The organism is Pantoea sp. ACRSB (assembly GCF_022346905.1).
Lineage (GTDB): Bacteria > Pseudomonadota > Gammaproteobacteria > Enterobacterales > Enterobacteriaceae > Pantoea > Pantoea piersonii.
Genome location: NZ_JAKRNL010000003.1, coordinates 164,473 through 178,413 on the forward strand (window position 1 = coordinate 164,473; position 13,941 = coordinate 178,413).

The 13,941-nt window shown below is 56.5% G+C and carries 11 protein-coding genes; 1 reads left to right on the forward strand and 10 read right to left on the reverse strand.

From position 1 onward, the window contains the following. Position 1: 1 nt before the first annotated feature. From carA to ribF, 7 genes are all read right to left on the reverse strand, one after another. Positions 2-1,150, reverse strand: a complete 1,149-nt coding sequence (gene carA / locus MHZ89_RS11615) for a glutamine-hydrolyzing carbamoyl-phosphate synthase small subunit (RefSeq protein ID WP_311783122.1) — start codon at positions 1,148-1,150, stop codon at positions 2-4. A gap of 468 nt (positions 1,151-1,618) precedes the next feature. Beyond that, positions 1,619-2,434 carry a 4-hydroxy-tetrahydrodipicolinate reductase gene (gene dapB / locus MHZ89_RS11620; RefSeq protein WP_311783123.1) on the reverse strand — a complete coding sequence of 272 codons (816 nt, stop codon included), beginning with the start codon at positions 2,432-2,434 and terminating at the stop codon, positions 1,619-1,621. Between the two features lie 213 nt (positions 2,435-2,647). Beyond that, positions 2,648-3,601, reverse strand: a complete 954-nt coding sequence (gene ispH / locus MHZ89_RS11625) for a 4-hydroxy-3-methylbut-2-enyl diphosphate reductase (protein ID WP_311783124.1) — start codon at positions 3,599-3,601, stop codon at positions 2,648-2,650. Further along, complete coding sequence (gene fkpB, locus MHZ89_RS11630) at positions 3,582-4,052, reverse strand: FKBP-type peptidyl-prolyl cis-trans isomerase (protein WP_120455649.1); 471 nt, start codon at positions 4,050-4,052, stop codon at positions 3,582-3,584. Before fkpB ends, ispH begins: the two co-directional genes overlap by 20 nt. Positions 4,053-4,055: 3 nt before the next feature. After that, the gene (gene lspA, locus MHZ89_RS11635; RefSeq protein ID WP_120455647.1) at positions 4,056-4,559 is read right to left on the reverse strand and encodes a signal peptidase II; all 504 of its coding nucleotides are present in this window, start codon (positions 4,557-4,559) and stop codon (positions 4,056-4,058) included. Beyond that, positions 4,559-7,378, reverse strand: coding sequence for an isoleucine--tRNA ligase (gene ileS, locus MHZ89_RS11640; RefSeq protein ID WP_311783125.1), 2,820 nt, complete (start codon positions 7,376-7,378; stop codon positions 4,559-4,561). The genes lspA and ileS overlap by 1 nt, the downstream gene beginning before the upstream one ends. A gap of 28 nt (positions 7,379-7,406) precedes the next feature. Continuing rightward, positions 7,407-8,330: a bifunctional riboflavin kinase/FAD synthetase gene (gene ribF, locus MHZ89_RS11645; protein ID WP_311783126.1), complete on the reverse strand. Its 924-nt coding sequence runs from the start codon at positions 8,328-8,330 to the stop codon at positions 7,407-7,409. Positions 8,331-8,648: 318 nt separating this feature from the next. On the opposite strand from ribF, the gene rpsT reads away from it, so the two are divergent. Next, complete coding sequence (gene rpsT, locus MHZ89_RS11650; RefSeq protein WP_033749434.1) at positions 8,649-8,912, forward strand: 30S ribosomal protein S20; 264 nt, start codon at positions 8,649-8,651, stop codon at positions 8,910-8,912. Between the two features lie 59 nt (positions 8,913-8,971). On the opposite strand, the gene nhaA is transcribed toward rpsT, so the two are convergent. The 3 genes from nhaA to dnaK all read right to left on the reverse strand — a co-directional run bounded on the left by nhaA (position 8,972) and on the right by dnaK (position 13,437). Next, the gene (gene nhaA / locus MHZ89_RS11655; protein WP_311783127.1) at positions 8,972-10,144 is read right to left on the reverse strand and encodes a Na+/H+ antiporter NhaA; all 1,173 of its coding nucleotides are present in this window, start codon (positions 10,142-10,144) and stop codon (positions 8,972-8,974) included. 151 nt (positions 10,145-10,295) lie between these two features. Beyond that, positions 10,296-11,423: a molecular chaperone DnaJ gene (gene dnaJ / locus MHZ89_RS11660; RefSeq protein ID WP_311783128.1), complete on the reverse strand. Its 1,128-nt coding sequence runs from the start codon at positions 11,421-11,423 to the stop codon at positions 10,296-10,298. A gap of 100 nt (positions 11,424-11,523) precedes the next feature. Next, complete coding sequence (gene dnaK, locus MHZ89_RS11665; protein ID WP_311783129.1) at positions 11,524-13,437, reverse strand: molecular chaperone DnaK; 1,914 nt, start codon at positions 13,435-13,437, stop codon at positions 11,524-11,526. Between the last annotated feature and the right edge of the window lie 504 nt (positions 13,438-13,941).

The following is a 13,941-nucleotide window of genomic DNA, read 5'->3' on the forward strand; positions in this document are numbered from 1 at the left end:
ATTACCTGGCTTTCGAACGGTAGGCTTCGATCAGTTCAATAAAGTGGTCAAACAACGGCGCTGCATCATGCGGGCCCGGGCTCGCTTCCGGGTGTCCCTGGAAGCTGAACGCCGGTTTGTCAGTGCGGTGAATGCCCTGCACTGTTTTGTCGAACAGCGAAATATGCGTCACGCGCAGGTTCGCAGGCAGGCTGGCGTCATCGACGGCGAAGCCATGGTTTTGCGCGGTGATCATGACGCTGTTGTTGTCAAGATCCTGCACCGGATGGTTGCCGCCGTGGTGGCCAAGCTTCATTTTCACGGTTTTGGCACCGCTCGCCAGCGCCAGCAGCTGATGGCCAAGGCAGATGCCGAACACCGGGATCTCGGTTTCAAGGAAAGTTTTAATTGCGCTGATAGCGTAATCACACGGCTCCGGATCGCCCGGCCCGTTGGAGAGGAAAATGCCGTCTGGATTAAGCTTCAGCACTTCATCGGCTGGCGTCTGCGCCGGCACGACCGTCAGGCGGCAGCCGCGATCCACCAGCATACGGAAAATATTAAATTTAACGCCGTAATCGTAAGCGACAACATGATACGGCAGCGCCTCTGCGCTCTGCGGTTGCGGCAGCCCATCTTCCAGCGTCCATGAACCCTGCTGCCAGCTGTAAGTTTCCGCCGTTGTGACCTCTTTCGCCAGATCCATCCCTTTCAGACCCGGGAACGCCTGAGCTTTTTGCAGCGCCAGCGCGGCGTCGGGGTTATCGCCCGCGATAATGCAGCCGTTTTGCGCTCCTTTTTCGCGCAGCAGGCGCGTCAGCTTGCGGGTGTCGATATCGGCAATGGCGACGATGTTATTGCGCTGCAGATAAGCCGACAGACTCTCTTCGCTGCGGAAGTTGCTGACAATCAGCGGCAGGTCACGAATAACCAGGCCTTGCGCGTGAATTTGGGTGGACTCTGCGTCGGCGGCGTTAACGCCAACATTGCCGATATGGGGATAAGTGAGGGTGACGATCTGGCGGGAATAGGAGGGATCAGTGAGTATTTCTTGATAACCGGTCATTGACGTATTGAAAACGACCTCCCCCACTGCCGATCCCGTTGCCCCTATGGCCCGACCGTGGAATTGGGTTCCGTCTTCCAGAACCAAGAGCGCTGACTTAATCAAAACATCCTCCAGGGAATAAACAGTCACAATATTTGCATATTAATTCAAAATTTGGCCCTGAATCAAGGCAAAAACCGCCTGACTGGTCGATTTTTGGCAAATTGCGCGCATTCTAATGATCGCCCTGCTGATTGTCTACCCTGAACAGCGATTTTTTTACCCTTTTCGGGTCACTGAATGTTAAAACGCGACATAAGGCGTAAAAAAGAGAGATTAACAGGCGAAATAATCGGTTGCCTGGTGAAAAAGAGCCGAAGCGAGTGCTGCACGCCCCTTTTTTTTGACCATTTGGTCAAAATTGTTCTTTTTTCAGGTCTTAAAGAGGATAAAAATCACGATTTTAACAGTCACAATCAAAAATAACGTTATAACCTTTGTTTTTACACAAAATTAAGGGCGATAATTATATCGCCCTTTCCAATCAATAGATTGCAGATTGAAATAACCACATCACGATGGTACAAAACCCTATAGCATCGATAAATCCAGCACGTCTCGCATATCATAAAGCCCTTTTTTACCGCCTTTCAGCCACAGCGCCGCTTTGACTGCGCCATTTGCAAAAGTCATGCGGCTGGAAGCCTTATGGGTTATCTCTACGCGCTCGCCATTATCAGCAAACATTGCGGTATGTTCGCCGACGATATCGCCCGCACGCACCGTGGCAAAGCCGATAGTCTGCGGTTTACGCTCACCGGTATGACCCTCACGCGCGTAAATGGCGCGATCTTTCAAATCCCAACTCATGGCATCGGCAATGGCTTCGCCCATCGCCAGCGCAGTGCCGGAAGGGGCATCGACTTTATGACGATGGTGCGCTTCGATAATTTCGATATCGGCGTAGTCGCCCATTACCTTCGCCGCTTTCTCCAGCAGCTTAAGCACAAGGTTTACACCAACGCTAAAGTTGGCGGCAAACACGATACCGATATCAGCGGAAGCCGCCTGGATAGCGGCTTTACCCGCCTCGTCAAAGCCGGTTGTGCCAATGACCATCGCCTTGTTGTATTCGCGGCACAGCGCCAGATAGTGGAGCGTGCCTTCAGGGCGGGTGAAATCCACCAGCACGTCGAAATCATCCATCACGCTGCGTAAATCATCCGTGATGATGACGCCGTTTTTGCCTAATCCGGCCAGTTCACCAGCGTCGCTGCCTGTCAGCGAAGAGCCTGGGCGTACCAGCGCCGCGCCCAGCTCGACGCCTTCTGCCTGGTGCGTCGCTTCAATCAGATTGCGCCCCATACGGCCAGACGCGCCTACGACGGCAATGCGGTAATTACTCATATTTATTCATTCCTGATACAAATCTATGCATGCAAAGCGTTATCAGGTTAACGGTCAGTTAACAGATACGCCACTATTAACAGGGGATAATAAGAATTTCAGGGTAGCGCTTAGCGATTATCAGTAAAAGCAATTCCGCTGAAGGGGCGGCGACGTTTAGCCAATAAAAAAGGCCGAACAGAGTCGGCCTTTCAACAAGCTGGTACCGGTGCGTTACTGCACGTTGCGTACTTCGACGCGCAGCTCTTTGGGCACTTCAAACACAATGTTCTCTTCGCGTCCGATCAGTTCGATTGCCGCCTCGCCGCCCAGCTCGCGCAGACGCTGGATCACCTGCTGCACCAGAATATCCGGCGCGGATGCCCCAGCCGTCACGCCGATGCACTCTACGCCTTTTACCCACTCTTCCTGAATATCGTCTGCAGAATCGATGAGCTTCGCCAGCTTGCCGGCGCGCTGCGCCAGTTCCGCCAGGCGATTAGAGTTTGAGGAGTTCTTCGATCCGACCACCAGCACCACTTCCGCATCGCGCGCCAGCACGCGCACCGCTTCCTGACGGTTGGTGGTGGCGTAGCAGATATCATCCTTGCGCGGGCCGATAATCGCCGGGAAACGGGCGCGCAGCGCATCGATCACGTCAGAGGTGTCATCAACCGACAGCGTGGTCTGCGTCATAAAGCAGAGATTGCTCTCATCCTTTACCTGCAGCTTAAACACATCCTCCGGCGACTCCACCAGATACATGCCGCCGTTAGGGTTGCTGTACTGGCCCATGGTGCCTTCCACTTCCGGATGACCCGCATGGCCGATGAGGATCGCCTCCACGCCTTTACGGCTGGCGCGCGCGACCTCCATATGAACCTTGGTCACCAGTGGACAGGTGGCGTCGAACAGCATGGTCAGGCTGCGCGCCTTCGCTTCAGCACGAACCGCCTGTGAGACACCGTGTGCAGAGAAAATCAGTATCGCGTTATCCGGCACTTCGCTGATCTCTTCAATAAAGATCGCGCCGCGCTCGCGCAGGCTGTTTACCACGTAGCGGTTATGCACCACTTCATGACGCACATAAATCGGCGCGCCGTACATCTCCAGCGCACGCTCGACGATGCTGATGGCACGATCGACGCCAGCGCAGAAGCCGCGCGGGTTAGCCAGCAGGATTTGCATCGTTTGCCTCCAGTACCGGATCGACTTCCAGCACGTCGATATCGAAATGAACCTGATGACCGGCCAGCGGATGATTGAAATCCACCGTAATGGAATCGCCGGAAATATCGCGGATCACGCCAGGCATTTCACTGCCGCCCATGCCGGTAAAGAGCATAATGGCGCCGATTTCCGGCTCGCCCGCATTAATGAAATCGCGGCGCGAAAAGTACTGGATCAGATCGGGGCTGACGGTGCCGAAAGCCGCTTCCGGCTCCAGCGTAAAGGCGTGCTTGTCTCCCGCCTTCAGTCCCAGCAGCTCCTGCTCCAGCGCAGCGGAAAGGCTGCCGTCGCCCAGACGGAACAGCGCCGGTTTGCCGGAAGCGGAGGTCGACTCCGCAACAGAGCCGTCCTCCAGCTTCAGCGTGAAATGCAGCAGCACTGCGCTGTCGCGCTGTACAGAGACTGTCATGGCTTACCCTTGTTTTGCCTGTTTGCCGGAGGGGCTGAAAAAGCCCTCCAGCACCACTAACGCAGCGCCGATACAGATGCCGCAGTCAGCGATATTAAAGGTGGCGAAGTGCCAGTCACCAATATAGAAGTCGATAAAGTCGACGACAAATCCGTGATAAGCACGATCGAACAGGTTGCCTGCCGCGCCGCCGATAATCAGCGCGTAGGCGATATTAACGATTTTCTGGCTGGCGCGGCTGCGGTACATCATCACCAGCAAGGCCACCACGATAGCGATGGCGATGCCAGCGAAGAACCAGCGCTGCCAGCCGCCTTTATCCGCCAGGAAGCTGAACGCCGCACCGTAGTTGTGGGCGTAGAACAGGTTGAGGAACGGCATCAGCGGCTGCGTTTCGTGCAGCATCATGTTGTTCATCACCCACTGTTTGCTGGCGAAATCGACCAGGATCACCGCCAGCACCAGCCATACCCAGCGTAAGCCGGTTGAGAGAATAGGTTTACGCATCAGGCAAATTTACGCTCTTCGCCGTTACCGGCCAGGTTGGTATAACAACGACCGCACACGGCAAGATGCTCCGCGTTCTGGCCGACGTCCGTAGTGTAATGCCAGCAGCGCGGACACTTCTCGCCTTCTGCTTTGTGCAGCGCGATTTTCAGACCTTTTACCAGTTCGCTTTGCTGCGCCTCTTCGCTGGCCAGCGCGTAATCCGCCACCGTCGCGCCCGACGTCAGCAGCACAAAGCGCAGCTCGTCGCCCAGCGCCTGCAGCTTCTCCGCCAGCGCCGCATCAGCATAGAGCGTGACGGTCGCTTCCAGCGCGCCGCCGATACGCTTGTCGCTGCGCGCCTGCTCGATCGCCTTGTTGACTTCGCCGCGCACTTTCAGCAGCTCCGCCCAGTAGGCATCGTTCAGCGCTTCATCCTGCGACAGACCAAACAGGCCGTCATACCACTCTTCGGTGAAGACGTACTGCGCGCGTTTGCCCGGCAGATAGCCCCAGATTTCATCGGCGGTAAAGGACATGATCGGCGCCATCCAGCGCACCAGCGCCTCAACGATGTGCCACAGCGCAGTCTGACAGCTGCGGCGCGCCAGGCTGTCGCGCTTCGCGGTGTACTGGCGATCCTTGATGATATCCAGATAGAAAGAGCCCATCTCTACCGAGCAGAACTGCATCAGGCGCTGGATAACTTCATGGAAGTCGTAGTTTTCGTAAGAGGCGACAATATCCGCCTGCGCGGCCTGCGCGCGGCCAACCGCCCAGCGATCCAGCACCACCATCTCTTCCGGCTTAACCATATCGGTCTCTGGGTTGAAGCCGTTAAGGTTCGCCAGCAGGAAGCGCGCGGTGTTACGGATACGACGATAGGCGTCGGCGGAGCGTTTCAGGATCTCGTCGGAGACCGCCATCTCGCCGGAATAGTCGGTAGAGGCGACCCACAGACGCAGAATATCCGCGCCCAGTTTGTTCATCACGTCCTGCGGCGATACGGTATTGCCGATCGACTTGGACATCTTGCGGCCCTGACCATCCACGGTAAAGCCGTGTGTCAGTACCTGACGATAAGGCGCTTTGCCCTTCATCGCGGTAGAGATCATCAGCGATGACATAAACCAGCCGCGATGCTGGTCGGAGCCTTCCAGATACATGTCGGCAGCGTGGCCGCCAAATTCCGGACGCGCGTCGACGACCGCATAGCTGGTGGAGCCGGAGTCGAACCAGACGTCCAGCGTATCCGGCACCTTCATATAGTTGTCGGCGTCGTCGCCCATCAGCTCACGCGGATCGAGATCCCACCACGCCTGAATGCCATCCTGCTCGACGCGCTGCGCGACTTTCTCCATCAGCGCCAGCGTATCGGGATGCAGCTGCTCGGTCTCTTTATGCACGAACAGCGCCATCGGCACGCCCCAGGTGCGCTGACGAGAGATACACCAGTCAGGACGGTTCGCGACCATCGCTTCGATGCGCGCCTGGCCCCAGTCCGGGATCCACTGAACGCCTTTGATCTCTTTCAGCGACTGCGCGCGCAGCCCTTTCTGATCCATGCTGATAAACCACTGCGGCGTCGCGCGGAAGATAATCGGCGTTTTGTGACGCCAGCAGTGCGGGTAGCTGTGCAGCAGTTTTTCTACATGCAGCAGCGCGCCTTTCTCTTTCAGCAGCTCAACGATAACGTCGTTAGCCTTGAATACATTCAGGCCGTCGAGCGTCGGATAGGTGCCCGGCAGATAGGTGCCGTCCGGCCCCACCGGGTTCGCCACCTCGATGCCATATTTCTGGCCGATAACATAGTCGTCCGGGCCGTGGCCCGGCGCGGTATGTACGGCGCCGGTACCGGCGTCGAGCGTAACGTGCTCGCCCAGCACTACCGGCGACTGAATGTTCACCAGGAAAGGATGCTGGAAGGTGAGACGCTCCAGCGCCGCGCCTTTGCATTCGCCCAGCACAGTCCACTCGGTGACGCCTGCGCGCTTCAGCACGCTCTCGGTCAGCTCTTTAGCGAGGATCAGCGCGCGCCCGTCGATCTGCACCAGCTGATAATCGAACTCCGGATGCAGCGAGATGGCGCGGTTAGCCGGCATGGTCCAGGGCGTGGTGGTCCAGATCACCAGCGAGATCGGGCCGTTCACCGGCGCATCGCCAAATTTAGCGCGTACCGCGTCGCGATCCACCGCGTTGAACATCACGTCGATAGAAGGCGAAGTTTTGTCATAGTATTCGACTTCCGCTTCCGCCAGCGCAGAACGGCAGTCCAGACACCAGTGCACCGGCTTGGCGCCTTTATGCAGATGGCCGTTGCCGATGATCTTGCCCAGCGCGCGAATGATGTTGGCTTCGGTCTGGAAGTTCATCGTCAGGTAAGGACGCTCCCAGTCACCCAGCACGCCGAGACGGATAAAGTCCGCTTTCTGCCCTTCTACCTGCTCGGCGGCATATTTGCGGCACGCTTCGCGGAATTCGGCCGGCGTGACTTTCTCGCCCGGCTTGCCGATCATCTGCTCGACCTTATGCTCGATCGGCAGACCATGGCAGTCCCAGCCCGGCACGTAAGGCGAATCGTAGCCCGCCATGCCTTTCGACTTAACGATAATGTCTTTCAGAATCTTGTTAACTGAGTGACCAATATGAATGCTGCCGTTCGCATAGGGAGGGCCGTCATGCAGGATAAAGGTTTTTTTCCCTTTTTTGGCTTCGCGGATGATGCCGTACAGGTTGTCATCATACCAGCGTTGCAGCATTCCCGGCTCGCGTTTGGCAAGATCGCCGCGCATCGGGAACCCCGTTTCGGGCAAATTCAGGGTAGATTTATAGTCACTCATCAGATTCTCGTTTCCGTATTTTGCGGGGTTAAAGCCCAAAGAAGCGCCGGGCGGTTACCACATCTTTCGCAATTTGTTCTTTCAACGCCTCCAGTGAGGCAAAGCGCTGCTCGTTACGTATCTTATGCTTCAGCACCACATCAATGTGCTTTCCGTACAGATTGATATTGATGTCAAGCAGGTGAACTTCAAGCTGCTGACGCAATCCTTTTACCGTGGGACGCGTGCCGATATTAGCGACGCCGGGAACGGGCGCGCCCAGGCCGAGCACCTCCACCGCATAAACGCCTTTCACCGGCGAGACAACGCGGCGTAACGGGATATTCGCGGTGGGAAAACCGATGGTGCGTCCCAGTGCATCGCCGTGCACGACGCGGCCAGAGATACTGAAAGGATGGCCCAGCAGCGTTTGCGCCAGCGCTAAATCGTCAGCGGCCAGCGCCTGACGTACGGCGGTGCTGCTGATACGCTTGCCGCCGTCGCAGAAGGTTTCGGTGCTGACGACATCAAAGCCGTATTCGGCACCGGCCTTCTGTAATAACAGGAAATCGCCCTGACGACCAGCGCCAAAGCGGAAATCATCCCCCACCGCCAGGTACCTGACGCCCAGCTTATCCACCAGCAGATCGGTGATAAAACACTGCGCCGACTGCGCGGCGAAGCGACGGTCAAAGCGTACGCAGAGCACGCGATCGACGCCCGCCTCCGCCAGGAATTTGAGCTTCTCCCGCAGGCGCGTCAGACGCGCCGGCGCTTTGTCTCCGGCAAACAGCTCAAGCGGCTGCGGCTCAAACAGCATCACCATCACCGGGAGCTGGCGTTTTCGTCCCTCTTCGCACAGGCGCGCCATCAGCGCCTGATGGCCGCGATGCACGCCGTCGAAGTTACCAATGGTCAGGACGCAGCCGCGATGCTGCTCGTTTAAATTATGAATACCGCGGATAAACTTCATGGCTGACTCAAACCGGTGGAAATCGGCGGATTATACCCTTGAAACCGGCGAAGGTTAACCCGTCAACGCCACCTTTCCTGGGCAGAACGCGCCATTTCTCCGGGCCTGGCGCGCGTCGCCCTCTCCTCAGAGAATTTTGTTGGGAAAGGCTGTATTCAGAGAGGGGAAGCTGGTAGAATCTTGCGCCATCAATTACGTAACCGGGCGTGGTTTGTAAAACGACGCTTATTTGCACAAATCCATTGACAAAAGAAGGCTCAAAAGGCATAGTCCTCGGCCTTTGATTTGTCCATATAGAACACATTTGGGAGTTGGACCTTGGCTAATATCAAATCAGCTAAGAAACGCGCCGTAACATCTGAAAAACGTCGCAAGCATAACGCGAGCCGTCGTTCTATGATGCGTACTTTCGTTAAGAAAGTATACGCGGCGATCGCAGCTGGCGACAAAGCTGCTGCGCAGAACGCATTTAACGAAATGCAACCGATCGTGGACCGTCAGGCTGCTAAAGGTCTGATCCACAAAAACAAAGCTGCACGTCATAAAGCTAACCTGACTGCTCAGATCAACAAAATGGCGTAAGCCTTTGTTTATCGCTTTGTAAAAAGAACCGGCGCTTAGCCGGTTTTTTTTCGTCTCAATTAAGCAGCGCGTTGCGCCAGACGCAGCCTCAGAATCAGATAGCCCGCTACCGCCGACAGAATCGATCCCAGCAAAATACCTAGCTTCGCCAGCGTGATCAGCTGCGGATTGCTCTCGCCATAGGCCAGCGAGGCGATAAAAATCGACATAGTAAAACCGATGCCGCACAGCACGCCGACCGCGGCGATATCCGCGAGACTAGTGTTTTTCGGCAGCGACGCCAGCCTGAATTTTACCGCCAGCCAGCAGAAGAGCGTAATGCCGGTGGGTTTGCCAATCAGCAGTCCCGCTACAATCCCCAACGGCAGCAGCGAGAAGATATCCCCAGCGTGAACGCCATCCAGCGACACGCCCGCGTTGGCGAAGGCGAACAGCGGCAGGATCAGCCAGCGCACCCAGGGATGCAGCGCATGCTCAAGATGAATAGCCGGTGAGTGGCCCTCCTCCTTTTTCAGCGGGATCAGGAAGCCCACCACGACGCCCGCCAGCGTCGCATGAACGCCCGACTTCAGTACGGCGGTCCACAGCACCATGCCGACCAGCAGATAGAGCCCGGTATTGCGCACGTTGAGCAGATTCATCGCCGCCAGCACCACAATTGCCAGCGCGGCGACGCCCAGCGCCGTCATCGACATATCGCTGGTGTAGAAGAGCGCAATAATCACAATCGCGCCGAGGTCGTCGATAATCGCCAGCGCCATCAGAAAGATTTTCAGCGCTGGCGGCACGCGGCTGCCCAGCAGCGCGAGGATACCCAGCGCAAAAGCGATATCAGTGGCGGTAGGGATCGCCCAGCCGCTGCGCGTGGCCTCATCCGCGCCGTTAAACGCCAGAAACAGCAGGCCTGGCACCAGCATGCCGCCCAGCGCAGCGATCAGCGGGAAAACCGCCTGCTCGCGCTTCGCCAGCGCCCCCATCACCATTTCGCGCTTCACCTCCAGGCCGACCAGCAGAAAGAAGATCGCCATCAGCGCGTCATTAATCCACAGCAGCAGGTTCTTGCTAATATCGAGCGAGCCAAAGCGGAACTCCACCGGTACGGCCAGCAGGTTTTGATAAGCCTGCTGCGTAGCGGCGCTGTTCGCCAGAAACATCGCCAGCGCAGCCGCCAGGATCAGCACGACGCCGCTGGTGGCGTCATTATTAAGCAATTTTTTAAGCCCGATATTCACAACTCATCCTTCCCAGAAAATAAAAAACGTACAGGGTCATAATAATAACAGGTTGTAATCGTGCTTTATTATCAGGCGTGGGTTAATCGCGTAACGTGGGGCAAAAAAAAGCCAGTGACAGAGCGCTGGCTTCATTTTCACTGAGTGCGGTTTAGCGGGTCAGGTCGTCAAAAAACTTCTTCACACCGTCGAAAAAGCTTTTTGAACGCGGGCTGTTGTTCTCGCCGGTCGGGCCGCCGAAACTCTCTTCCAGATCGCGCAGCAGCTTTTTCTGCTTTTCATTCAGATTAACCGGCGTCTCCACCACGACACGACACAGCAGATCGCCGACCGCGCCGCCGCGTACCGATTTCACCCCTTTGCCGCGCATGCGGAACAGCTTGCCGGTCTGGGTTTCCGCCGGGACTTTCAGCTTCACGCGGCCATCCAGCGTCGGCACTTCGATTTCACCGCCCAGCGCCGCCATAGCAAAGTTAATCGGCACTTCGCAGTAAAGGTTGTTATCTTCACGCTCGAAGATCGGGTGTTTCTTCACCGAAACCTGAACGTAGAGATCGCCTGCTGGCGCGCCCTGCTCTCCGGCTTCGCCTTCGCCACTCAGGCGGATGCGGTCGCCGGTATCGACGCCTGCGGGGATTTTCACCGACAGGGTTTTCGATTTCTCGACGCGACCGTGGCCGTGACAGGCGTTGCACGGATCTTTAATCACCGAACCGCGACCGTGACAGGTCGGACAGGCCTGCTGTACGGTAAAGAAGCCCTGACGCATCTGCACCTGGCCTGCGCCATGACAGGTCGGACAGGTTTGCGGCTGAGTTCCCGCTTTCGCCCCGCTGCCGTGGCAGACGTCACACTCCTGCAGCGTTGGGATGCGGATCTCTTTGGTCACGCCGCGCACCGCTTCTTCCAGCGTCAGCTCCATGTTGTAGCGTAAATCGGCGCCGCGCGCTGCGCGCTGACGACGACCGCCGCCAAAGATGTCGCCGAAGACGTCGCCAAAGATATCGCTGAAGTCCGCGCCGCCGCCGAAGCCGCCGCCGCCCATGCCGCCCTGTTCAAACGCCGCATGGCCGTACTGATCGTATGCCGCGCGCTTCTGCGCGTCGGTCAGGATTTCGTAGGCTTCCTTGACCTCTTTAAATTTGGCTTCAGCCTCTTTATCACCCGGGTTGCGATCGGGGTGAAACTTCATCGCCAGGCGTTTGTACGCCTTTTTAATTTCACGTTCGTCCGCGGATTTGGAGACGCCTAAAATCTCGTAGTAGTCACTCTTCGCCATTTTTAGCCCTTAACATGCTCGCACGGGCGTGGAGAGAACTCCTACGCCCGTGCTGGTTTCAACGGCTGTCAGGCCAACCGTCGCGCCCGGTCAGGGGCAATTATTTTTTGTTGTCTTTCACTTCTTCGAATTCAGCGTCGACCACGTCGTCATCTTTCTTCGCAGAAGCGTCGGCTGCATCCGCGCCGCCCGCCTGTGACTGCTGCTGCGCCGCTTCCATCAGCTTGCTGGAAACCTGCATCAGCGCCTGCATCTTAGCGTCGATCGCCTCTTTGTCTTCGCCTTTCAGCGCTGTTTCCAGCTCGCTCAGCGCGGACTCGATTGGCGCTTTATCGTCAGCGGAGAGTTTATCGCCCGCTTCATCCAGCTGCTTACGCGTGCTGTGCGCAATCTGGTCGCCCTGGTTGCGGGTCTGTACCAGCTCTTCGAACTTGCGATCCGATTCAGCGTTCGCTTCTGCATCGCGAACCATTTTTTCGATCTCTTCCTCGTTCAGGCCGGAAGAAGCTTTGATGGTGATCTTCTGCTCTTTACCGCTGTTCTTGTCTTTCGCTGAGACGTGCAGGATGCCGTCCGCATCGATATCGAAGGTGACTTCGATCTGCGGCATACCACGCGGTGCCGGCTGAATGCCGTCCAGGTTGAACTGACCCAGCGATTTGTTATCGCTTGAACGCTTACGCTCGCCCTGCAGCACGTGAATGGTCACGGCAGACTGGTTGTCTTCAGCGGTTGAGAACACCTGGCTGTGTTTGGTCGGAATCGTGGTGTTCTTGCTGATCAGCGAAGTCATCACGCCGCCCATGGTTTCGATACCCAGCGACAGCGGGGTTACGTCCAGCAGCAGCACGTCTTTTACGTCGCCCGCCAGCACGCCGCCCTGTACCGCAGCGCCTACGGCAACCGCTTCATCCGGGTTAACGTCTTTACGCGGCTCTTTACCGAAGAACTCCGCTACTTTCGCCTGCACCATCGGCATACGCGTCTGACCGCCGACCAGGATAACGTCGTTGATGTCGGAAACAGAGAGTCCCGCATCCTGCAGCGCGACTTTCAGCGGTTCGATAGAACGGCTGACCAGATCTTCTACCAGCGACTCCAGCTTAGCGCGGGTCACTTTGATGTTCAGGTGTTTCGGACCCGTTGCGTCCGCCGTGATGTACGGCAGGTTAACGTCGGTCTGCTGCGCGGAAGAGAGCTCGATTTTCGCTTTCTCTGCGGCTTCTTTCAGACGCTGCATTGCCAGCGGATCGTTGTGCAGATCGATGCCCTGATCTTTCTTGAATTCCGCTACCAGATAGTTGATCAGACGGCTGTCGAAGTCTTCACCACCCAGGTGGGTATCACCATTGGTCGCCAGCACTTCGAAGGTTTTTTCGCCATCAACTTCGTCGATTTCGATAATAGAGATATCGAACGTACCGCCGCCCAGGTCGTATACCGCGATGGTGCGGTTGCCCTGACCTTTATCCAGGCCGTAGGCCAGTGCCGCTGCGGTCGGTTCGTTGATAATGCGTTTTACTTCCAGACCTGCGATACGGCCGGCGTCTTTTGTCGCCTGACGCTGCGCATCGTTAAAGTAGGCCGGAACGGTAATAACGGCTTCGGTGACCGGCTCGCCAAGATAGTCTTCTGCGGTCTTTTTCATTTTCTTCAGCACTTCCGCAGAGATCTGCGGCGGCGCCATTTTCTGACCTTTTACTTCCAGCCAGGCATCGCCATTGTCTGAAGAGGTGATTTTGTACGGCATGATTTTGATATCACGCTGCACTTCTTCGTCCTGGAAACGACGGCCGATCAGACGCTTGATAGCGAACAGCGTGTTCTGTGGGTTGGTCACCGCCTGACGTTTAGCCGGTTGGCCCACCAGAGTTTCGCCATCCTGCGTATAAGCAATGATTGAAGGCGTGGTACGATCGCCCTCGGCGTTCTCCAGCACGCGCGCTTTCGCGCCGTCCATGATCGCAACACAAGAGTTGGTTGTACCCAGGTCAATACCAATAATCTTACCCATCTAAACGTCTCCCACTTAAATTCTTTGTCAATTTGGGTTGTGACCCCTTAATGCGGTCGCTTTGTTGGCTTTCAACCGCCGTGACTCGCTTTTTTTTCCGGGCTCACAACGCTCGATGACAACTAAATGGGGCCGCTTCGAAGCGCATCAAGGGTTAAAAGAAAATTTTTTTTCAGACCAGCCTTTTCTGAGCCGCGCGCGGTCCGTACGCTGCTGGAGCAAAGGAAAAGGCCGCGCAAAGCGCGGCCTTGTAAACAGGGTGTTGAGTCAGTGCGGTGTGGAGCGGTCAGGCCAGCAGCGGCGTGGCAAAAATATATTATCGTTATTATCGCGAAGCTAAATTATTTTCAGTTTTCCCTGATGTCGGCGAATATGTGGATGCATATCCATCAAACAACTGCCGCTATCATAATATCAGGCCTTTTATTTCACAGGGGTAATATTAGCCCTTGCGTCCGACTGAGCCTCATGGTAATAATGAAAATTCCGGAAGTTTTCTATCCC

Excerpts from the sequence above, each read along its gene's own strand:
- dapB (WP_311783123.1), bottom strand. The coding sequence starts at position 2,434 with ATGAGTAATTACCGCATTGCCGTCGTAGGCGCGTCTGGCCGTATGGGG.
- ispH (WP_311783124.1), bottom strand. The coding sequence starts at position 3,601 with ATGCAAATCCTGCTGGCTAACCCGCGCGGCTTCTGCGCTGGCGTCGAT.
- fkpB (WP_120455649.1), bottom strand. The coding sequence starts at position 4,052 with ATGACAGTCTCTGTACAGCGCGACAGCGCAGTGCTGCTGCATTTCACG.
- lspA (WP_120455647.1), bottom strand. The coding sequence starts at position 4,559 with ATGCGTAAACCTATTCTCTCAACCGGCTTACGCTGGGTATGGCTGGTG.
- ileS (WP_311783125.1), bottom strand. The coding sequence starts at position 7,378 with ATGAGTGACTATAAATCTACCCTGAATTTGCCCGAAACGGGGTTCCCG.
- ribF (WP_311783126.1), bottom strand. The coding sequence starts at position 8,330 with ATGAAGTTTATCCGCGGTATTCATAATTTAAACGAGCAGCATCGCGGC.
- dnaJ (WP_311783128.1), bottom strand. The coding sequence starts at position 11,423 with ATGGCGAAGAGTGACTACTACGAGATTTTAGGCGTCTCCAAATCCGCG.
- dnaK (WP_311783129.1), bottom strand. The coding sequence starts at position 13,437 with ATGGGTAAGATTATTGGTATTGACCTGGGTACAACCAACTCTTGTGTT.